We start from the raw sequence: 21,656 nt of genomic DNA, 5'->3' as shown, positions 1-21,656 counted from the left end.
GATATAGGTCTCTCTTGTTATCCGACACACAATTGCCGTAAAAATGATACTGGTTGTGCAGTGACTTGCAACAAACTGTTGTAATATGTAGCGCTAAATAACGACTAAAAATGTGAATTAAATGGGCATGCGTATTCTTTGGCTTCTTGTGTTAACGCTGAGCATTCTTCCTAGAACCGCTGCAGCATCAGATATTGCGAGCAGTGTTACTGGAGGAGCTAATCGCCTTGCAGACGGCGGTGATTTTGAGCTGGGCATGAGTGTTTACGGAATTAATCAAGTCGATGTTCGGCAAACGGATTCAGGTTCTGCACAGTTGTCGCTGTTAGTCAGTGGCATGTACCAGTACAAAGGGCTGTTTGTTGAGATGATCCATCAATCTCAAGATGGCATTAATTTGGGATTTAATCTTTGGAGCTCAGAGGATTGGTCATTAGAACTGCTATTGGCTAACTTGCAAGGTTCATGGTCCCGTCCTGATGTGGATCCCAGTACGCTGGATGAAGCTGGCCGCAATGCTTATCTACTATCGGAAGATTCTCTCTATATTGGTGCCGGTTTTCGTGCCACACGTTATTGGGGCGATAACTATGTTTTTCAGTATAGGTTAGTATCTGATTATTATGATGATCAAGGTATTCAAAGTTCTGCAAGATTGGGTAAGTCCTGGCAGGTTCGTAATTGGAATTTTCACGTATTGGGGAGCGTAGGTTACTCATCTGCCACCTTGAATCGCTATCTTTTTGGGATCAGTAAGGAAGAAGCCACTGAACGCTTTCCTGAGTATCGGCCGGATAGCTCTTTCAGTTACGGCATGGAGTTAGGAGTTGCTTATCCGCTGAGTGAAAATTTTGTCTTTCGGGCTATGTATCGCTTCAATGTGTTATCCCAAGAAGTGACCGACAGTCCCTTCAATCAAGCGAGTTATACATCGTATTTTAATGCTTCTCTTAGCTATGTATTTTAGGAGGAGGGCATGAACCGATTTAATCCATTGTTAGCGGTAGTGATGCTGAGCGCGCCTTTTTTGGCTTGGAGTCAGGATGATGCCGTTATTTTTACCGCAACCCCAGAACGCTGCATTGCACTGCATAAAGGGCAAACTTGCTATCAAGATGTATTGTTCCGATGGCAGACACCCGCGAGCGGCGAGTACTGCCTCATACTGACAGACCGTCAGCACCAGTTAACCTGCTGGACTGGCAAAGCGTTGCAAGAATATCAATATAGTTTTGAAGGGGATAAAACGGCGACTTTTAGTCTTATCCGTAATGATGATGTGCAACCGCTCGCGCAAGTTAAAGTGGTCGTGACATGGGTTTATAAGGCCCCTAAACAGAGTCAGTCTGGTTGGAGGTTATTCTAATATGTCAGTTGCAAAGCATATCTTAGTCGTAGAGGACGATACCTCACTGGCAGAGTGGATCAGTGATTATTTACTGGATCACGGTTACGGGGTGACGGTTGCCAGCCAAGGCGACTTTGCCTTAGAGATGATAGCCGATGAGATGCCTGACTTAGTGCTACTCGACGTGATGATGCCCGTTAAGAATGGCTTTGATGTGTGTAAGGAGGCCAGGGCATTTTATACTGGGCCCATTCTATTTATGACGGCTTGCGTTGAGGACGGCGATGAAATCCGCGGGTTAGAGGCTGGGGCTGATGATTACCTCACTAAGCCGATTCGACCACAGGTGCTGTTAGCGCGGATAAAGGCCCTGTTACGCCGAGTGAGTGATGAGGAGCAAAAGCAGCAATTAGTGTTTGATTCTTTAGTGTTAAATGCGACGGCAAAATCAGTCACCATTGATAAACAGCCGCTGGATTTGAATGCCAATGAGTTTGATGTTTTGTGGCTGCTGGCATTGAAGGCGGGCACGATAGTGAGTCGCAATGAATTGGTGGCCCAACTGCGGGGTATTGAATACGATGGCCTAGACCGCTCGGTGGATATTCGCATATCGCGCTTACGCAAGAAGTTGCAGGAAGCGTTGAGTCAGCCCTATAAAGTCAAAACCATTCGTGGCAAGGGATATTTGTTTTGCCGCGATGAGGCCGAGCAAGCTTTATGAAGAAGTTAATGACTTCTCTGGTGCTGGTCGTGCTGGTGGCCATTGCCAGCCTAGGCTGGTCGATAAGTGAGTTTGCAACACTTATTGATCCTTATAATGAAACGCCTAGCCCAGCAACTCACCTCGCGGCATTAAAACTGCTGGGCGGTTCACTGGCGCAAACGTTAGATAACGATCCCGCCCCTAATAATGCGTTTATAGACAACTGGAATCAGCGAAATGCAGATCAATTGTCTTTGGTGAATGAAGCAGATTTTGTCTTACCCTCAGCCCTAAAGACAGAGTTTTATTCAGGGGAATCATTATTGCTGGAGTCCGATGATGGCATCTCTTTGCACTATTTATTGCCTAAAACGGGTCAGGTGCTGAATATCAATACCCAGATAGTGACGCCAGCCGATGTGAGTTTTAACGCGAATAAGCTGTATACCATGCTTTTTTATGGCGGTGTGGTGGTGATTTTGTTGGTGTGGGTGTCTCCTTTAATCCGCCAATTGGTTAATCTCAGTAAGGTGACTCAAGCATTTGGTATGGGGGAATTACAGCAGCGAATTGTGGTCAGTAAAGCGTCCTACATAGGCACAATAGAAAGCGAATTCAACCGTATGGCAGATCGTATCCAGCAATTGATCGATGACAATAAATTGCTTAGTCGGGCAGTTTCCCATGATTTAAAAACTCCGATTGCGCGGCTGCGATTTGGTATTGCGGCGTTAGAAGAAACCCAAAGCGAACAACTTAGGGTGAAGTATTTTCAGCGATTGAACCGCGATCTGGACACTATGGAAGAGTTGGTCATGACACTGCTCAGCTATGCCCGTCTCGATGAGGCGAATATCCAACCTGATTGGCAACCTATTGAGCTTAATACTTGGTTGCTGGAAAAGTATCAAGGCCAAGTATACCCAGGGTTTTCAGTGGAACTCATCACCTGCCCAATACCGTTGAACATCAAGACAGATCCTAAGTACTTGTCAATGCAGGTGAATAACTTGCTCAGTAATGCGCAGCGTTTTGGCCGTGCCAATATCCGGCTGACGTTGGCATTGGAAGATGGGATTGCGTGGTTACACGTTGACGATGATGGCCCAGGCATAGATGAACAGGAATCTGCTCAAGTGATTAAACCTTTTGTGCGTGGTCAGCACAGCCGCGGAAATTCCGGTCATGGCATGGGTCTGGCGATTGTCGATAGAATTGGTTGTTGGATGGGTTCCCCATTACGTATTAGCCGTGCTCCTGACTTGGGCGGGGCTCGCATGTCACTAAAATTCAAGGCTGAAGTTTAAAGTTGGGGTTTAATACGATTGGTGTAATGCGAGGTTTGAGTCGTTTTTGTCTGTTTCTTTAACATGAGCTGAAGCGAGCAATGCGGCTAAATCTGCGTCATCTAATCTGCTGTGTTGATTTAGAGATAGAGGCAGAATGACTCAACTTACTATACGAATGAGTGCTTGACGAATTGGTGCTGAACAGGGGGGATTTATAAATAAAACGCACCAGCCTTGATACCTAACGAGAATCTAGACTGGTGCATTTTTGATGAGCAATTAACTTTTCACATTGACATTGTTAAGTATGTAATCTGTTTCATAGATGCGGGAACTCGCATTTTCTGGCTTGCTATGTAAACCTGTGACTTCGACCATGACAGAGGTTTCTTGATTCATCGTCGAACTCCCCCACAAGATATCCTTACTCGCGCTCGCTCCTACTCCAAACTGGCCAATTGCATCACGATCGGTTTGTTCGTGAGTAAAAGTGAAGTAGTTATAACCCGCTTGTTTGCATAACTCTGCTGACTTACGCATGACGTACTTTCGGGCCAATGCGCGGTCAGTGTTGGTATTGCCAACAAAGCTTATCTGCCAGCTATCGGGTGCAATCTGTGCGGTTTCAAATCCTTTACCGAAAGACCAAAATTGCTTTTCGGTATCGTAGGAAGTGGCACAAGCTGAAAGCATCAGAGCTAATCCAGCACATAAAAACGTTTTTCTGATAAGTGTCATGGTCTTGTCTCGTCAGGTTGTTTAGAAGCTATAGTTCACGCCAAGGGTAGTAACCCACTGGTTGTTACTGTCTATTAGCGGAGAGTCAGCCATGTTGGCACCTATGTGCGAGTAACCTGTGGCTTGAGTAATATCTAAATGCTTAGTGACTGGAATAACCAAAGCGTAGCCTAGCTTATAGGCAAAGGTGCCGTCAGCTTGATAAGCAGGGCGCTGCGCTGTAGCTTCAGATGACGTCACACCTGTGTAGTAGTTTGCAAAGTCTTTACTGAAGTAGTGCACACCTGCATAAGGCACCAGATCACCGAAGCCTACATTTATTGGATGGTAATAGGTGATATCAGCCTGAAAACCATCATAAATATTGGTGACATCGTGTTGGAATTTAGTTGATAGCGTGCCATTTCCTAAATGAATGTCGGCGTTTAAACCCAGATCGCCACTGAACTTGCGATCCTTCATGCCCGTTAAAATATCCGCATCATCGGCATCAAAGCCAGGATTGGCAACGGCAAAGATACTGAAATTAACGGCACTATCGTTCGTGCCTAAAAAGCGGTAGTTGATGCCGGACAGATCGGCGTTGAAGTCTTCACCGTGGTAGCCGCCATTGAGGTAGGCACCTGTTTGGTGATCTTGACCCTTATAAAACTGACTACCAGTAGCAACACCTGCGCCAGCAAAGAACTGATCTTGATGACTATAGATATTACCGTTACGAATGTAGGTATTGCTTTCAGCAAGCGCGTGGCTCGACATCAAAACACTTGTGATTACAAAGCAAAGTTTTTTCATTTTTTTATCCTTAAGACATCTGTCTAGTGACTGTGATGCCACTATATTTCACTTCTTAAAAGGACTCTGTATCCGAATGTAACCTAGACCATGTATCGCAGCCTTCTCGCATAGCCTGGCGCTGGTGAGCTCGTGGAGCTGAAGACGATGACCTTTTGCTAAGCCGGAGGGATAAGATAAAGAAGACTAAGTAATAGGTAGCTTTTGATTGAATGGAGGAGAGAGCGCATTGATGAGGTGATATAAAGGTAAAAAGTTATGCCTCTAAAGCTATTTGAAATCAATAGCATCAGGGGGATTTGACCCGATGCTATTGGTCAGTCATTCAAACAACTCGCCGACTAAGCCTAGAGACTAAGGACAAGGTAATCTAAATTGATCGGACAGTTGGTTTAATCGCACTAATAGCTCTGGTGATAAGGTGACTTTTAAACTGTCGATGTTTTCTTTCAGTTGATATAAGTCGGTGGCGCCTATGATATTGGAGCCGACAAACTTACGTGAGTTAACAAAAGCTAACGCCATTTGTGCGGGTGTGAGTTTGAACTCGCGGGCCAAATCGACATAGGCTTTTGTAGCCTCCAGAGCCATTTGCGAACCTGTATAGCGGGCGAAACGCTTAAACAAGGTCAGGCGCGCGCCTTCAGGCCATTGGTCGTTGCAATATTTTCCCGTCAAGGCGCCAAAGGCCAGTGGCGAATAGGCCAGTAATGGCAAGTTTTCGCGGTGACTGATTTCGCTCATGCCGACTTCGAAACTGCGATTAAGCAAGTTATAGGGATTTTGCACACTCACAATACGCGGCAAGCCATGTTTTTCGGCCAGTTGCAGGTACTTCATCAAGCCCCAAGGCGTTTCGTTCGACACCCCGATATAGCGCACTTTACCTTGGCGGATCACTTCGGCGAGCGCTTCTAGGGTTTCAAGTATCGGCGTTTGATGCTCATGCTCTTGTTGATCGTAAAACAGTTCACCAAAGAAATTGGTATTACGGTCAGGCCAATGGATTTGATAAAGGTCGATAGTGTCTATTTGGAGGCGTGCTAAAGATGCATCGACCGCTTGGTGGATGTTGTTCCAGTCCAGCGCCATATTTTTGCGAATGTAATCACTTTTACCCCCAGGTGCGGCAATTTTAGTGGCGATCACTAAGTCGTCTCGGTTACCGCGGGCCTTAATATATTGCCCTAGGATACGCTCGGTTTCCCCTTGGGTTTCCGGCTTAGGTGGTACGGGATACATTTCCGCCGTATCGATAAAGTTGATGCCATTGCCTATGGCGTAGTCCAGCTGTGCAAACGCTTCGGCTTGGGTATTTTGTTCGCCCCAAGTCATAGTGCCCAAACAAATTTTACTGACCTCAAGATTAGAATGCGGTATGCGTCTGTATTCCATCTATTTCTCCTACGGAAACTCTCTTAGTTTGAGGCTACCAAGCTTTTGCTGTAAAGCAAAGGTTAAACCATAGGTTGAAATGTTAGTGCGCTAAAAATAGCCAGCAAGTTTAGCCATCCTGCCCCATTTTGAGGCATGCCATTGGCTGAAGTTTGTTCGCTGAGTTGCTCTTTTAACGGTTTTAGCGCTTTACTGCACTGAAATGGAGATTTTGGCTTATTTTTGTAAACCTTAGGTACTACTAAATCAGTAATGACGTATTTATGAATAAATTGTTATAAAACTACATTTGCAGATTACAGTAAGTAAGGATGTGAATCTGTGTCACAAAATTGCGTAAATTTACGTATCTAACTTACGAATTTGCAGCGGAATGTGACGCCAATATCGGAATCTGCGTTAACAAATCTCTACCCTAAATTTATCTAAAAATTTTTCATGGTTGATATTTGTGATGGCAGATTTTTCAAACCAAATTGTAACGATCAAAAAAGGCCTCGACTTGCCGATTGTTGGTGAGCCGCGACAGGTCATTGAACTCGGTGCTAAGCCATCCCAAGTGGCTGTTCTGGGAGAAGAGTTCGTTGGGCTTAAGCCGACGATGTTGGTCGAAGAGGGTGATTTTGTTCAAAAGGGCCAAGCCCTATTTGAAGACAAAAAAACGCCTGGTGTGTTGTTCACTGCACCCGCTAGTGGCCAAGTCGTAGCGATTAACCGCGGCGAGCGTCGAATTCTACAATCAGTCGTCATTCGTTGTGATGACGGTGAAAACCGCGATGGGCAGATTTCTTTCGATATCCATCAAGACATCGCCGCTTTAGCAAGGTCAACCGTTCAGGCGCAATTAGTGAAAAGCGGTCTATGGACTGCACTGCGTACGCGGCCTTTCTCGCGCGTGCCTGCGCTCGATAGCACGCCAGCAGGTATTTTCGTCACCGCTATCGATACTAATCCACTGGCCGCTGATCCGCGTTTGATCATCGCCGAGCAAACCGAAGCTTTTAAAGCAGGCTTGCTGGTGTTGAGCCGTTTAACCGAAGGCAAGGTTTACCTGTGTCAGGATAAGGGCGAAGCGATTGTTAAAGAAGCATTACCACAACTTGAGGTGCGCCGTTTTGATGGTGTTCATCCTGCGGGTTTAGTGGGTACTCATATTCACTTTACTTTGCCAGTGAGTTTAGAACGTCAGGTATGGCATATCGGTTATCAAGATGTGATTGCCTACGGCAAGTTATTCCAAACCGGTGAGTTGTATACCGACCGCATCGTCGCCTTAGGTGGCCCGAGCGTGCTGAACCCGCGCTTACTACGCACTCAATTGGGCGCTGAGCTAAGTGCCTTAGTGAGTGATGAAATCAAACCTGGCCATAACCGCGTGGTATCGGGATCTGTGTTATCTGGCCATACCGCGGCGGGCGTACATGACTTTTTAGGCCGATTCCACAACCAAGTGTCAGTGTTGAGCGAAGATTCGCAGCACCATGTTCTCCCTTGGGTGCGCGGTGGTTCTGACAAATTCTCCATCACTCGTGCCGTAACATCACGTCTGTTTGGTGCGACTAAATTGTTCGAGTTTACGACTCATCAGGGCGGTTCTGCTCGCGCCATGATGGCTTTTGGTCAGTTAGATCGCGTGATGCCACTGGATATTTTACCCACCTTACTCGTTCGAGACTTAGTGGTGCGTGATACCGACGAGGCGCAAGCCTTAGGTGCATTGGAGTTAGATGAAGAAGATCTGGCGCTGTGTACCTTCGTATGTCCCGGCAAATATGACTTTGGTAAAGAATTACGTGCCTGTCTAGATGTTATTGAGAGGGAAGGTTAATGACCAAACAAGTGAAAAAACCTGATTTACAGGACGCCTCTGATTTACAACAAGAGTACTACGCAACGGGTAAGTCGATGAAGGGCTTTTTGCGCTCACTCGTCATTGCCAATGGTCGTAGCACTAAGGGTCAAGTGCATGTGCGTGACGCGATTGACGTGAAACGTACCATGACGCTAGTCGGTTTGTGTTTACTGCCCGCCATTTTATTCGGTCTATATAACATTGGCCTACAGGCACAGCTTGCGCTCGCGGGCGGATTATCGACCCCAGATATTTGGAAGTTAGAAATCTTTAATACCCTGTTTGGCAGCCTTAGCCAAGACACTGGGATATTAGGTTTATTCCTCTATGGTCTTAGTTTTTATCTGCCGATTTACCTGACAGCACTGCTCACCAGTTTGTTTTGGGAAGTGGTGTTTGCGCGGGTTCGTGGTCAAGAGTTGCACGAAGGCTTCTTCGTGACGGCCCTGCTGTTTACCTTAATCTTGCCAGTATCGACACCGTTGTGGCTGGTGGCCATGGGGATTTCCTTTGGTGTGGTCGTGGCTAAAGAGCTGTTTGGCGGCATGGGATATAACTTCCTTAACCCTGCGCTGGCAGGCTTGGCTTTTATCTACTTCGCCTATCCATCTGAAGTTTCAACCATTAAACAGTTAGTTGCCGTTGATGGTTTCTCTGGTGCAACAGCGCTGGCACAAACCGCAGCGGGCAAGTTGAGTTTTGCCGATTACTCTTGGTTTAGCGCCTTTAGCGATCCTAACTGGTGGAACAACTTTTTTGGCTTTACCGTGGGCGCGATTGGCGAAACCAGCACCTTAGCGATTTTGATCGGCGGTTCATTATTGCTGATCAGCCGCTTAGCGGATTGGCGCATTGTGCTCGGTGTGTTGCTGGGCATGATAGCGACTGCAACGCTGTGTAATTACATCGGTTCTAGCAGCAATCAAATGATGGCAATGCCGTGGACTTGGCATCTTGTCACTGGCGGTTTTGCGTTAGCAATGATGTTTATGGCCACCGATCCTGTAACCACTTCGTACACTCGTCAAGGCAAGTTTGCCTACGGTGCTTTGATTGGTTTTATGACTGTGCTTATCCGTGTCGCTAACCCCAAAATGCCTGAGGGCGTGATGTTAGCCATTCTGTTCGCCAACCTTTGGGCGCCGCTGTTCGATTATCTGGTGGCCCGCGCCAACATCAAACGGAGATTAAAACGTCATGGTATTTAAGAAAGATACTGTGGTGGGGACCATGATCTTCACCATCACGCTCTGCCTCCTGTGCTCTTTTATGATCACAGGCACTGCAGGCATATTGAAAGAACGTAAAGTTGCCAAAAAACGTGACGAAGTGCAGCGCTATGTGTTGATGGCCGCCGATGTGAACTTAGGTCAGGGCAATGAGTTTAGAGAAATTTTCGCTAAATCCGTTAAGCCATTATTGATCAACTTAGATACAGGCAAGGTGGACTCAGACGCTAACGTCCTCGATTTCGATGAGCGTATGGCGGCAATTAATCCTGAGACTTCGAGTGCGCCGAAAAAAGATATTGCCAAGATTAAAACCCGTGCGAACGATGCCCGCGTGTTTAAAGTGCTCGATGCCAACGGCAAGTTAGACAGCGTGGTTGTGCCTTTCTATGGCAAAGGTCTGTGGTCGATGATCTACGGTTATGTGGCGGTTGAACCCGATTTCAACACCATTAAAGGGCTCGTCGTGTACGAACACGGTGAAACCCCAGGTATCGGCGATTTTTTAACTGATCCTAAGTGGGTGTCACTATGGAAGGGTAAGCAATTGTTTGATGAAAAAGGCAAGTTTTCGATACGTCTTGTGAAAGGCGGCGCTAAAGAAGGCGATATTCATGGTGTCGATGCGGTGAGTGGCGCGACCATGACGGGCCGCGGCGTGCAGCGCGCAATGGAGTTTTGGTTTGGCGTTGAGGGCTTTCAAACCTTCTTCAATCAGCTGAAAGCGACGGCCACGCAGGGTGAATTGCAAGGTGAGTTGGGAGAGGCAAAATGAGCAACACTTTATCCATGCGTGACATGTTAACGGGGCCAGTGTTTGCCAATAACCCCGTCGCGATGCAAGTGCTGGGCGTATGTTCGGCACTGGCGGTCAGTAACTCAATGCAAACCGCTGTGGTGATGACACTGGCAGTGACCTTTGTGTTGGTGTTTTCTAACCTGATTATCTCTGCCATCCGTAACTTTATCCCGACCAGTGTGCGGATTATCGCGCAGATGACGGTTATCGCCTCCTTAGTGATTATCGTCGACATGGTTCTGCAGGATGTAGCCTATGAGTTATCTAAGCAACTTTCTGTATTCGTTGGGTTAATTATCACTAACTGTATCATCATGGGCCGTGCAGAAGCCTTCGCCATGAAGTATCCACCGCATTTAGCGGTCGTCGATGCGCTTGGTAATGCGACAGGTTATGGCTTGATTTTGATCAGCGTCGCCTTTGTACGCGAGCTGTTAGGGACGGGGAATTTATTCGGTCACCCTGTGTTTACCACCATCGAGAATGGTGGCTGGTACTTGCCAAACGAGATGTTCAAGTTACCACCGAGCGCCTTCTTCCTGATTGGTGTGTTGATCTGGACTATCAATGTGATCCAGCGGAAACGGGGTTAAGGAGCAGATATGGAACACTATATAAATCTATTTTTGCAGGCCACTTTTATCGACAACATGGCGCTGTCGTTCTTCTTGGGCATGTGTACTTTCTTGGCCGTGTCTAAAAAGGTGTCAACCGCCTTTGGTCTAGGTGTCGCTGTGATTGTGGTGATGACCTTAGCCGTGCCGTTAAACCAGCTGATTTACGTCAAAGTGCTCGCACCTGGCGCACTGTCTTGGGCGGGATTACCCGGTATCGATTTAAGTTACCTGCAACTGATCACTTTCATTGGTGTGATTGCGGCGTTAGTGCAAATCCTTGAAATGTTTTTGGATAAGTACATTCCTAGCCTGTATGACTCCCTTGGGATCTTCTTACCTTTGCTCACAGTGAACTGCGCGATTTTTGCCGGGGTGATCTTTATGGCGAACCGTGATTACAACTTCGGTGAGTCAGTGGTGTTTGCGATGGGCTCGGGTCTTGGTTGGGCGGTGGCGATTGTACTGCTGGCGGGACTGCGCGAAAGAATGAAATTCAACGCGATTCCCGAAGGCTTACAAGGTATTGGTATCACCTTTATTACTACAGGCTTGATGGCGCTGGGCTTTATGTCTTTCTCAGGGATCTCGCTGTAAAGCTACAGTAGGCGAGCCAAGAATTGAGAAAGTGAAACCAGATTCTTTTTAGAAAAGAGCTAGAAAAGGGTAATACGATGGAAATGGCAATTGGCATAGGCATGTTCACGCTAGTGGTCTGTCTATTGGTGATAGTGATTCTAATCGCCAAAAAGAAATTAGTGGCTACGGGTGAAGTGACGATCAGCATCAACGAAGATGCCGAAAAAAGCATTCAAGTTGCCGCGGGTGACAAGTTACTCGGCGCTTTGGCGAGTCAGAGTATTTTTATTCCGTCTGCCTGTGGTGGCGGCGGAACCTGTGGTCAGTGCCGAGTGAAAATCAAATCGGGCGGCGGTGACATTCTGCCGACTGAAATGGGCCATATCACCAAGAAAGAGGCTAAAGAAGGTTGTCGTCTCGCCTGCCAAGTCTCAGTGAAAACCGATATGGAACTTGAGCTCGACGAAGAAATCTTTGGGGTGAAGAAGTGGCAATGTCAGGTGATCTCTAATGATAACAAGGCAACTTTTATCAAAGAGCTATTGCTTGAGTTACCCGAAGGTGAAGATGTTCGCTTTAAAGCGGGGGGTTATATTCAAATTGAAGCGCCAGCCCATGTGGTGAAATACGTTGACTTTGATATTCCTGAAAAATACCGTGGCGATTGGGACAAATACGGCCTGTTTGATATAGTCTCGACCGTCAATGAAGAAGTGTTGCGCGCTTACTCTATGGCCAACTATCCCGATGAAAAGGGCCGCATTATGCTGAACGTGCGGATTGCAACGCCGCCTTCGGCCAATGTGCCAGCGGGCAAGATGTCATCTTACATCTTCAACCTGAAAGCGGGCGATACAGTGACCATTTCTGGGCCATTCGGTGAGTTCTTTGTGAAGGAAACCGATGCAGAAATGGTGTTTATCGGCGGCGGTGCGGGCATGGCACCTATGCGTTCACACATTTTCGATCAGCTTAAGAGTAAGAAAACCACACGTAAAATGAGCTTCTGGTACGGCGCCCGTTCAACCCGTGAAGTGTTTTACCAAGCGGATTTCGATGCCCTAGCGGCCGAGAATGACAACTTCGTCTGGCATGTGGCGTTATCTGAGCCATTGCCTGAGGATAATTGGACTGGCTACACTGGCTTTATTCATAATGTGATTTATGAGAATTATCTTAAAAATCATAAGGCACCAGAAGACTGCGAGTACTACATGTGTGGTCCTCCAATCATGAACTCTTCAGTGATTAAGATGCTTGAAAGCCTAGGCGTTGAGCCAGAAAACATCCTACTCGATGACTTTGGTGATTAGGTTGTAAGTGAGTAATAAAAAATCGCGTTAAGCCCAGCTTAACGCGATTTTTGTTTATAGGGCTTTTTATCATTTCGCAGTTTTAGTTTTCGCATCTTGATGCTATTTAGCACCTCACCTTGCTAAAGGATTTACCGCCGTGGCGGGTTAAATAGCTCACCATACGCTGACTCTCGGCGGTATAGCTCCCCATGCGAAACTCGCCCGCCAGTAGGCTATATCGAGCGGATGATACCCCAGCGCATTTGGATGATTCACATCGGCACCCGCATCCACTAATAGTTTGAGCAGTTCAAAAGACTGTAGCTCACAGGCATGCAACAGTGCCGTCATGCCATTCTCGTCAACGCCTTCAAGATCAGCGCTATTGGCAATAATACGCTTTACTGCAAGTGTATCTTTGGCTTTAACCGCATCGATAAGTTCAGTGCTCATTTGATAGCTATTTAACCTCATTCAAAGGATTTAATTTAAGTGGGTTTAGCCTAGGTTTCTTTAACTTATGGGCGAAATTCCGTAAGCTGAGTAGCTTATACCTAAATGCTTGTGTCTACAGGTATAACTTATCATGGATGTCATAGTTTGTAGGATAGGAGGTTTGTTTGAAAAAGTTAGCTGTAGTATCACTTATCTGTTTCTCCCTCAACGCATGCTCTTCACTCAATGAAGTTAACTTGGCCCCTCAATCGGTATCCAACTATATAGGTGAAAAGGTCAAAGTCACCACAATATCTGGCGAACAAATGGAATTTAAAGTCGAAAGCGCAACGGAACAGCAGATCGAGGGGGAGGGACAGCTTATCAAAATTGAAGATATACAGACGTTGGAAGTTGAGGAGTTTAGTCCGCTAAAATCGATATCACTTTCTGCAGGCTTATATATGTTAGGGGCGGTAATTATTGCTGTTGCCGTTTTATAATGATTGACCTATTGTGAGATATTTTTGCTTTTAAAAACAATCAAACGAAGTTTGATAAACACGAAAAAATCGAACCGGCGTAACTTTTATGCTAAAGATTACACCGATTTAGCCAGAGCAGGGTGGAGGCAAAAAAAGTGCATTATGTTGCTATTTGGTTTTAAACATCCCTAATTGGTGAACAATTTTTTCAGTAACTTGAGTTAAGCTATGGCCCTGCTGCTCTAATTCGATGCAATCATTTGAGTTGGAGCTTGAGAGGTGTTTTAATACCTCGATTTCCTTACTGACATCACCAACTAACCTATTAACATAGAGTATATCTAAATTATTATTTGTTCTATCTTGCCCAATCAAAGTTAAAATTTCACTGATGTTTTTACATGCAATATCTAATTCCGATTGGCTGGTTGTTGTGTAATCCGATAATAGAACAATCGCAGATGTTTGTGATTTCATTTGATTACCAGCATCAAGAACCGCTTTAGATATTCCTGATATGATTTGATTAATTTCATCTAAACTGCTTTGGGTTGATTTGGCTAGGTTTCTAACTTCATCGGCAACAACGGCAAAGCCTCGTCCATGCTCTCCTGCTCTAGCTGCTTCAATGGCAGCATTTAAAGCTAATAGATTGGTTTGATCGGCTAGGTTGTTGATAACCGATACCACTCCCTCAATGGCTTTTGTTTGTTGAGAAAGTTGATGAAATTTTGCCTGAAGCTCATCATTACTTGCAATAAATGAGCTTAAATCTTTAACCATAGCCCCCATAGATTCATTTGATCGAACAAGCCCTATTTGCGTGTTTTCTACTTGCTCGCGTGTTTTTTCCGCTTTAGCTTGTAGTGCTAGAGAGGTTTGGTCTAAGGCTTCTATTTGTGAGGTGAGAATACTGACCCGATTATCTTGCTCTTTGATACGTGACGAAATATTTTGTGCTTTTACTTTTAGAAGATCTGATATTTCATCAGAAGCTACGGCCTGTTGCTGAATATCGATGAGTGCAATTTTTACATTCTCTCTAAATGTATTGACAACACTAAGCACTTTTTCCATTTCACTGTTATATAGGCTATTGATGGTGCATGGAATTGACAGATCTTTTCTTTCAAAGTTTTTCATGTATTCGGTAACTTTCTTTAAGGAATCAACTCCCCAGACTTTTTCATCAATATCATGAATAATCAAAAACATTGTAATAATGTACTGAATTATCTGTGAAAATAATAGTTCAGTGAAGAAAGTTGCATTCATAAAAAGTACAATAGCACCTAACCAGTGGATAAACCTCATGCGAATAAATAGTGAACGCATATTTTCCTCTATGTTTCCTAGTGTCTGTTTTAAGACTTTGATTTTGAAAGTTTGAATGCACTGTAAAACTTAGCTGGTAAATAATATAGTTTAGGCGTGATTTCAAATATTCATGGCATATTAAATCGAGTGTTTTCTAGCCCTATGTGTTAGTAAACCAATCATAAGTATTTGAGGAGTGATATCGACTGAGCAAAACTTGACTCTTACATGTCGATATCAACCATAAAGAACAATAAAATAGCCTAGATGGGATAGAAGTGAGATAAGCATTGTCAGCTTATTTCCATTGTCCAAATAAAAAAACGCCACCAATGAGCATTTTTTTATCAATGCGTTAGCTATATCTATGCTATGCATGTGAGTCGATATTAAAATTCCAGGGTAAGTGGTTTATGAACATGAACCACAACAAAAACCAGGGGATTTAGGTTTTTCTGCTGTATTCGTCTGTTCAGGTTGCTCTGTGGTTGTGATATCCGCCGCAGTGCTATCATCCGTGCTCGGCACAAATTGGGCTACATTTTTGGTTTTATCGTCAGTTTTAGTGAACTTAGTAAATAATGAACTCATCAGAACTACCTCTATTTAATCTATTAAGGACTAGTAATTATCAAACATGCTTATATTGTGCATGTTATGGTTGTTGACTGTTTTAGTCAACTATTTATCATTGCTTAATGCCTAAATCGTCTTAGGTTGCTTTTAGAAAGAGCCAACAGGCATAACTGTTATGCCCTAATTATTTACCCATATCACCAGAGCTCAAGGGGCACACAATCCCCCTCGGAGTTGCCGCTGGGCAAATAGTGTTGTTGATTTGGTAAAGAGTGTGTGAGTCTCGGCATCTAATCCACTCACTTTAAAGACTAAATTCTGACTTTTATTCCCAATCTCAAAGCAGCATCACTTAACATTCCACTGTGATAAGCTGGCCGCTTTCTAATAAGGTAGTATCTACTCATTAAGTTAAGGATAACCTATGCGTTTAAGTGTAATCAGTACTCTGTTGACTGGTTTGTTATTATTCCCAAGTGCCAATAGTATTGCCGCATTACTAGAGACTGGGGCTGAAAAAGCGCAGAGCGTGCAAGGTGATAAGTCGATTGCCGTTGAAAGCCAAACCGCATCTTCAGTATCGAAGGTGGCGGAGATTAAGACCTTAACCCAAACCGCGATAAAGGATTCGCCGCAGCCATTTAGTGGCAGTGTTATCCTGCTTGAGCAGGGCAAGCCGCAGTTTGAACTGCAAAAGGGCGAAGGTATTAGTCAAGATTCGCGTTTTGTGATGGCGTCGCTCTCTAAGCAGATTACTGCAACCTTGATATTGCAGGCACTCGATGCGGGGAAACTCGACTTAAACCTATCGCTTAATCATTATCTTTTTGGTGATGCAGAAGGGAATAATAAGGCGCTAAAAGGCACTGTGGCGGGTACAAATTCAAGTGCAAACGCTTTAAATTCCAGTCGTTATGACGCGCGGATTACGCTGCACCAACTGCTGACGCATACATCGGGTGTCGATAAACTGGGTAAGGCCAATCGATTCGAGCCGGGTAGCCAATTTGAATACTCCAACTTTGGTTATTCACTGCTTGGGCAAGTGCTTGAGAAGGTCAATCACCAATCCTTTACCGAGCAAGTGGCGCAGTTTGCAACGCGATACCAGCTTAATGGCCTGAGTGCTGAGCTTGGCAGTATTGAGACTATTCGCGCCAAAGTGCCTTCACTCGCCGTAGGTTTACAGGAAAGCGAGGTGATTGCCCCTGCTGACTTAGTGCTTGATGAAGCTTTGTTGCCCGCAGGGGGATTAATTGCCTCAGCGCCAGCTTATGCCGCCTTTCAGCATCTATTACACTCTGGCAAGTTGATGAGTGCAAAGAGTTATCAACGTATGACTACGGCGTATACCGAGATCCAATTTTTATGGCCGAATATGCGCTATGGCTATGGGGTGAGGCTTAATCAGGATGATGGTCTCGTTGAATACAGCCATACGGGCTATTTATCTGGCTATATGTCGATGACACTGCATTATCCCGAATTTAATTTGGATCTGGTGATGCTGGAAAATCTATCGCTAAATCTTAATGATCGCGCTCGAGTATTTGAACTGCATAATCAGATACGTCAAATTATTCGTAGCCAGTTACTGCTTGCTAAAGCGTCTAATGTTAAGCCTTAAGTCTTGCCATCATGTTGGCTAATAGGCGGCTAAGTCAGCTGGTGTGAGTCTCGAAAGCATAAAGCCCCAAAGTTGGGGCTTTATGCTTGGTCTCATTGGTTACCAAGGTGCTAACTGCTACCAAAAGCGCTTTCTAAGTGCGGTCTCGATATCAATCTCAACCCTAAAGTACTGCAAAATCGTCCAAACTGAATCGACTAAGGCTTCGGTAAGCGCTGGATAATCATCCTCGATAATTCCGTTAATTTCTTCGACGGTTTCATCGATATATTCTTGAACACCTTCCTCAAATTCGGCCTTTGTCGCTTGATTGCGGAAAAAGCTAAAGTTGTCGAGCTTTTCAATCAATTGATCAATAAGGGCTCTTACCGAATTGAGTTGCTCAACTGTGATCGTCGGATCGGTGGTGATCAGTTTAAAAAAGCTCTGCACTTTGGTTTTGAGATCGAATAGCGTTGGGATTTGATCTCGATTTGCCGCCGCATTACTCACCTCTAATTTGGTTTGCTTGACGGCGGCAGGTATCACATTCCCCTCAGATGTTTGCGGATTGGCCGTCATAGGATCGGCATTGCTCGAAGCTGTTGCTGGTATTGCGCGATTGTGGGCTATGGTTGTGGGGGCTGGCGGTATCTCGCGCCCCAGTGTTTGTAGCAGGCGGCGCTGGAAATAGCTTTGCGGCAGGGCTTTGCTGAGTGCTTGCTCAAGCTGAGTTTCACTGTAGGAGGCTATTTGCAGCAGCGCTTCGAAAATCTCTTTATATTCTTGCTCAATAGCCGCTATTAGCGGGCTATTGCCTAAGCTATTGGTCACGGTTAAGTCGGCGCCATATTGTTGCAATAGTCTTAAGATCCGCACCGCCGTTGATTCAAAGCGGGGGAACTCGATTGAACTGCCGCCTATCACAGCGCAAAGGGCTGGGGTGGTGTCTTCGGCATTGATGGCATTTGGGTTGGCGCCATGTTCGAGTAGCGCCTCTACGCAGGACTGTGCGCCGTAGTAACTGGCGCACATTAATGGCGTAAATTGCTCATCTACTGAGAATTCTTCTAACTTTGCTCCATGGTGCAGTAAGAGTTCTACGGTTTTTCGCCGCATAGGGCCGGTAATTTCATCCCACCAGTAGGTCGAAATCGCCTTGTGTAGAATGGGTGAGTTATCGTGACCGCAATGGGTAAAAATATCCCCGCCTTGGTGAATGAGCCATTCAAGTAGTTGGCTTCGACAGGAGATGGCTGCCGCGGACACATAGTTAGTGTTGTAGATATTGGTGAGGCTTAAATCTAGCCCCTTGGTGAGCAGATATTCCATCACTTGGATAAGCGTTGCTTGATCTTCTTTCCCTGAACCACGCTGGCAGATAGTGAGTAAGGTTGGTTCATCCACCGCCCCAAATTTTTTATTGATATCCATACCATATTGCAGGAATAGATCGAAAAACTCGGGCAGAAAGGTTTTCTTTTCGACCATTGGATAAACCAATAGTCGTAAATTCGACCAGACTAACATCTCATAGGGTTTACCCGTATTCACAAATTCGGCATTTGGATTAGCGCCATATTTGAGCAACAGTTCAAGGGCTTGGTAGATGTAGCTCCGTTTATTCGGATCGGTAAATTGGGCATTATTAATATATTGGTTGAGTAAGGGTGAATGGTCGGCATCAGGCGGTGTCATCCTATAGATGCGATTGATATCGACGGTGGCCTTAATCAGTTTTTCGATAATCCTAAGGTCAAATTCTGAGGTCAATGCCGCATAGACCAAACTTTTGGCGTGGGAGTCGGCTTTGAGCTGCGGATAATGGTCTAACAGGTATTCAGTGTAGTCTTGCGCTTTGGCGTAAACGCATAGTTCTAATAGATTAGCATCGTCCCAGAAGCTGCTGTCGTTGGCCATAATATAACGGGACTTTTTAAATACAGGAAAGCGTTTTACTAAAGGAGCAAAGGCTTCAATCCCCCAGAATCCGCTCGAGGAAATAATATTTTCAATTAGACTTAATTTACCTGTTTCTAATGGGATGTCTTTATTAATGATATGCAGGAACAGATCTTTATTGCGTTCATCATATAATATTTCTAGTGGGTGATTTAATTCACCATTAGTCCAAAAGCTCACCGGTTTATTGATATCTAAGTTAGCTGCAAGTAGAAGGTCGATCATGTCTCTACGTTGATGGTCTTGATAGATATATTGCGGATTAGGATGAAATAGATAGTTGAGCCAGCAATTACTATATTGATTTTGAAAGTAAAGATTGGCACTAGAGTCTAGGTATAGGGTAACGAGTTCTGAGTTGTTATATTCAATAGCCGAATGCAAGGCACTGAAACCATTACATTCTATTTTAGCGCCTTTGCTGAGCAAGTATTTTATAAGCACTAAATCGGACTGAGGACTGCAAGATAGTGGAACTAATATATTGCAGGGCGAAACATTGAGATCAATAAAGTTGAGATCTCCACTATCGGCAAGAAATTGATCAACTTTCTTTATTTTAGCCGAGGTCGAAAGCGTGTTATCTAGGCATATTTCCCGAAGTGTGAGTTTCTTATCACTAAAAATCCAACTGAGCATAATGTTCCCTATTTAATGCCGTTAACAAAATGGTATCAAACACCTTTCAATTTATTAAAAATTGAGTGAGGTAAAATTGCCATATATTAATGCATTTAAGTTAAGAAAAACTATGCCCTAAGACTGATAATTAAAATGATCCTGTTTGAATAACATTTTGTGATACAAATTGATAATGCCAAACAAGTTGCATGATGACATGTTTGGCATTGTTACTTTGATTGGAATTCTGCTTCATATCTTATTGATTAAGATCTAGCAGCATCGGCATTTCGCAGGCGTCGTGGCCTGTGTTCCCTAGGGGAGTCGACAGATGTACAAAGCCTAATTTCTCATAGAGTTTTACGGCTTCATTTAGTACAGCGGTGGTTTCTAAATAGCAGCTTTGATAACCCGTTTCGCGGGCGAAATCGAGTGCCATTAACGCTACGCGTTTTGCGAGTCCTTTGCCGCGGATTTCTGGCATAAAATACATTTTTTGCAGTTCGCAGACGCCATCATTGTTAGCTAAAGGCGCAATACCGGCGCCGCCTAAAATGCGGCCCTCTAATTCAATAATCCAATAGTTGGCGCCCGCTTGGGAGTAGATCTGGCTTAGGCAATCTAAGGTCGGGTCCGCCACGCTATAGCCTTTATCCGCGGTTAAGCCGTATTCGGCCGAAACATCGCGGATGACTTTGGCAATTGCGGCATCATCTTGGGCTGTGGCTTGGCGAATGTGACAACTACTTTGCTGCTTGGCGTTATGTACGGCTTGGTTATATAACACGAGGGCCTCTTCGATTTGTGAAGTTTGCAATGGAGTCAGTTGGGCTAAGATCCCTTGGAATAATTGATTCTGCTGAGTATCCAATTTAACGAGTAATTTCTTACCCGCAGGTGTCAGTTGCACAACTAAGCAGCGACTGTCCCGTGGATGTACCTGACTCTGGGCAAGATGTTTATCGATCAAATGCTTGATAGCGCGGCTCGCATTGGACTTATCTATGCTGAGTTTGCTTGCAAGCTCTTTGATGGTCAGGGGCTGCTTGCCTATCTCAAACAGGGCATGGGCTTGCACGGGCGAAAGGGGTAAATCCCCAAAGGCGGCGTTGAGCATGCCTAAATTTCTCACCAGATAGCGAGACAAATGCCTGAGTTGGGCGGATGAGCCTGACTCAGTCGTTTGCTTAGTTTGAGTCACAGGCTTCGCGGGATCTTGAGCCAATGGTGCGTCTGTTTGAGCCATAGTCGAATAGGTTTGGTTGCATGTCACAACTAAGTTAGCGGGCTTTAATTCCTCTTGCAACATATTACTAACAATCTACTGTGTAAATATCAGGATTCAATAACGGCGCCATGGCGAGAATAATCGCTTGGGTGTAATTACTTTCACGGGTCGCGTGGCCGTGGGTGAGCAAACCTATGGCACCGCCTTTTTGTTTGATATTGACAGTATTGAACAATCTATCCATCACATGCCCGAGTTCTTCGCCTGCTTCTAATGCCCGATAAACCTGCATTGGCAAAGGTAAAATTGCGCTGCGGCCAATGGCAAGCTGATCTTTATGCCCAATGGCGATATAGGCGAATGTGGCTGGGCCAAAGTCGAAACAATCGACACCGCCTTCCATCGCAAAATAGTAGTCGGCTTGAGTATCTTGTTGATCCTGTTGTTGACAGTAGTGCACCCGATTAATCGCCCCTTGGCGAGTGTCGAGATCTGTCATTGGCTGCGCCGCAACACATGAAGGTGCATCCATACCGCTGGCTTCTATGATGCTGTCAGGGAACAGTTGTGCCATCGCTTTGGTTGCCGCGTTGATTTTTACAGGGTTTTTAGAACCCACTTTTATCTTGATAATGTTTTGTTGCATATAAGTTGTTTATTTCAGCTTTTAATGTGGACGCTCGTTTGAATCATTGCTTAAATGGTCTGAGGTGTCTAAGCGTTTGGGTTTTCTATTCTGCCACAGTCGTCGGCGAAGCTCAGTAAAAAAGCCAACAGTAGGGGAGGC

The 21,656-nt window shown here is 45.1% G+C and carries 21 protein-coding genes; 12 read left to right on the top strand and 9 right to left on the bottom strand.

The genetic code is table 11. The annotated features are described in order from the left end of the window. The first annotated feature begins 127 nt into the window (after positions 1-127). Genes L5M10_RS02705 through L5M10_RS02690 form a run of 4 tightly spaced genes read left to right on the top strand, consistent with a single transcriptional unit; the run spans position 128 to position 3,361 of the window. Positions 128-967 (top strand): MipA/OmpV family protein, encoded by an 840-nt coding sequence (locus L5M10_RS02705; RefSeq protein ID WP_173497927.1) that lies wholly within the window; start codon positions 128-130, stop codon positions 965-967. 9 nt (positions 968-976) lie between these two features. Then, the gene (locus L5M10_RS02700) at positions 977-1,366 is read left to right on the top strand and encodes a DUF3019 domain-containing protein (RefSeq protein ID WP_173497302.1); all 390 of its coding nucleotides are present in this window, start codon (positions 977-979) and stop codon (positions 1,364-1,366) included. 1 nt (position 1,367) lies between these two features. Further along, positions 1,368-2,072 carry a response regulator transcription factor gene (locus tag L5M10_RS02695; protein WP_263254801.1) on the top strand — a complete coding sequence of 235 codons (705 nt, stop codon included), beginning with the start codon at positions 1,368-1,370 and terminating at the stop codon, positions 2,070-2,072. After that, positions 2,069-3,361, top strand: coding sequence for an ATP-binding protein (locus tag L5M10_RS02690; protein ID WP_263254800.1), 1,293 nt, complete (start codon positions 2,069-2,071; stop codon positions 3,359-3,361). The genes L5M10_RS02695 and L5M10_RS02690 overlap by 4 nt, the downstream gene beginning before the upstream one ends. Positions 3,362-3,622: 261 nt before the next feature. Here the strand turns inward: L5M10_RS02690 and L5M10_RS02685 are convergent, their stop codons facing one another. The 3 genes from L5M10_RS02685 to L5M10_RS02675 form a co-directional block, all read right to left on the bottom strand. Continuing rightward, complete coding sequence (locus L5M10_RS02685; protein ID WP_028761861.1) at positions 3,623-4,081, bottom strand: CC0125/CC1285 family lipoprotein; 459 nt, start codon at positions 4,079-4,081, stop codon at positions 3,623-3,625. Between the two features lie 21 nt (positions 4,082-4,102). Continuing rightward, positions 4,103-4,876 (bottom strand): outer membrane protein OmpV, encoded by a 774-nt coding sequence (gene ompV, locus L5M10_RS02680; RefSeq protein WP_168824821.1) that lies wholly within the window; start codon positions 4,874-4,876, stop codon positions 4,103-4,105. A gap of 354 nt (positions 4,877-5,230) precedes the next feature. After that, the gene (locus L5M10_RS02675; protein WP_105250120.1) at positions 5,231-6,271 is read right to left on the bottom strand and encodes an NADP(H)-dependent aldo-keto reductase; all 1,041 of its coding nucleotides are present in this window, start codon (positions 6,269-6,271) and stop codon (positions 5,231-5,233) included. A gap of 454 nt (positions 6,272-6,725) precedes the next feature. Here L5M10_RS02675 and L5M10_RS02670 point away from each other — a divergent pair, with 454 nt between their 5' ends. The 6 genes from L5M10_RS02670 (at position 6,726) to nqrF (ending at position 12,657) form a co-directional block, all read left to right on the top strand. Next, complete coding sequence (locus tag L5M10_RS02670) at positions 6,726-8,099, top strand: Na(+)-translocating NADH-quinone reductase subunit A (protein WP_263167506.1); 1,374 nt, start codon at positions 6,726-6,728, stop codon at positions 8,097-8,099. After that, positions 8,099-9,331 (top strand): NADH:ubiquinone reductase (Na(+)-transporting) subunit B, encoded by a 1,233-nt coding sequence (locus tag L5M10_RS02665; RefSeq protein ID WP_028759366.1) that lies wholly within the window; start codon positions 8,099-8,101, stop codon positions 9,329-9,331. Before L5M10_RS02670 ends, L5M10_RS02665 begins: the two co-directional genes overlap by 1 nt. Further along, positions 9,321-10,127: a Na(+)-translocating NADH-quinone reductase subunit C gene (locus tag L5M10_RS02660; protein WP_105250117.1), complete on the top strand. Its 807-nt coding sequence runs from the start codon at positions 9,321-9,323 to the stop codon at positions 10,125-10,127. Before L5M10_RS02665 ends, L5M10_RS02660 begins: the two co-directional genes overlap by 11 nt. Further along, a complete protein-coding gene (locus L5M10_RS02655; protein WP_028761892.1) occupies positions 10,124-10,744 on the top strand; it encodes an NADH:ubiquinone reductase (Na(+)-transporting) subunit D in 621 nt (206 codons plus the stop codon). The genes L5M10_RS02660 and L5M10_RS02655 overlap by 4 nt, the downstream gene beginning before the upstream one ends. Positions 10,745-10,753: 9 nt before the next feature. Then, positions 10,754-11,362, top strand: coding sequence for an NADH:ubiquinone reductase (Na(+)-transporting) subunit E (gene nqrE, locus L5M10_RS02650; RefSeq protein WP_105250116.1), 609 nt, complete (start codon positions 10,754-10,756; stop codon positions 11,360-11,362). A gap of 77 nt (positions 11,363-11,439) precedes the next feature. After that, entirely contained in the window at positions 11,440-12,657 is a 1,218-nt protein-coding gene (gene nqrF, locus L5M10_RS02645; protein WP_263180360.1) for an NADH:ubiquinone reductase (Na(+)-transporting) subunit F, read from the top strand. A 156-nt stretch (positions 12,658-12,813) separates the two neighbouring features. Here the strand turns inward: nqrF and L5M10_RS02640 are convergent, their stop codons facing one another. After that, positions 12,814-13,092 (bottom strand): ankyrin repeat domain-containing protein, encoded by a 279-nt coding sequence (locus L5M10_RS02640; RefSeq protein ID WP_248066313.1) that lies wholly within the window; start codon positions 13,090-13,092, stop codon positions 12,814-12,816. A 167-nt stretch (positions 13,093-13,259) separates the two neighbouring features. Between L5M10_RS02640 and L5M10_RS02635 the strand changes: the two genes are divergently transcribed. Then, on the top strand, positions 13,260-13,577 hold the full coding sequence (locus tag L5M10_RS02635; protein WP_248066316.1) for a hypothetical protein: 318 nt from the start codon (positions 13,260-13,262) through the stop codon (positions 13,575-13,577). Between the two features lie 150 nt (positions 13,578-13,727). Here L5M10_RS02635 and L5M10_RS24155 read toward each other — a convergent pair whose 3' ends face one another. After that, entirely contained in the window at positions 13,728-14,894 is a 1,167-nt protein-coding gene (locus L5M10_RS24155) for a methyl-accepting chemotaxis protein (RefSeq protein WP_317233122.1), read from the bottom strand. A gap of 393 nt (positions 14,895-15,287) precedes the next feature. Beyond that, entirely contained in the window at positions 15,288-15,467 is a 180-nt protein-coding gene (locus L5M10_RS02625; protein ID WP_248066318.1) for a CCGSCS motif protein, read from the bottom strand. 409 nt (positions 15,468-15,876) lie between these two features. Between L5M10_RS02625 and L5M10_RS02620 the strand changes: the two genes are divergently transcribed. Further along, positions 15,877-17,079 (top strand): serine hydrolase domain-containing protein, encoded by a 1,203-nt coding sequence (locus L5M10_RS02620; protein WP_263254799.1) that lies wholly within the window; start codon positions 15,877-15,879, stop codon positions 17,077-17,079. A 117-nt stretch (positions 17,080-17,196) separates the two neighbouring features. On the opposite strand, the gene L5M10_RS02615 is transcribed toward L5M10_RS02620, so the two are convergent. From L5M10_RS02615 to yjjX, 3 genes are all read right to left on the bottom strand, one after another. Then, positions 17,197-19,659 (bottom strand): ankyrin repeat domain-containing protein, encoded by a 2,463-nt coding sequence (locus tag L5M10_RS02615; RefSeq protein WP_263254798.1) that lies wholly within the window; start codon positions 19,657-19,659, stop codon positions 17,197-17,199. A 241-nt stretch (positions 19,660-19,900) separates the two neighbouring features. Continuing rightward, a complete protein-coding gene (locus L5M10_RS02610) occupies positions 19,901-20,950 on the bottom strand; it encodes a bifunctional helix-turn-helix transcriptional regulator/GNAT family N-acetyltransferase (protein ID WP_263254797.1) in 1,050 nt (349 codons plus the stop codon). A 4-nt stretch (positions 20,951-20,954) separates the two neighbouring features. Next, complete coding sequence (gene yjjX, locus L5M10_RS02605) at positions 20,955-21,515, bottom strand: inosine/xanthosine triphosphatase (protein WP_263254796.1); 561 nt, start codon at positions 21,513-21,515, stop codon at positions 20,955-20,957. Between the last annotated feature and the right edge of the window lie 141 nt (positions 21,516-21,656).

Source organism: Shewanella sp. SM32 (genome assembly GCF_025654235.1).
Taxonomy (GTDB): Bacteria; Pseudomonadota; Gammaproteobacteria; order Enterobacterales; family Shewanellaceae; genus Shewanella; species Shewanella oncorhynchi.
This window is presented reverse-complemented; position numbering and strand designations above follow the sequence as displayed.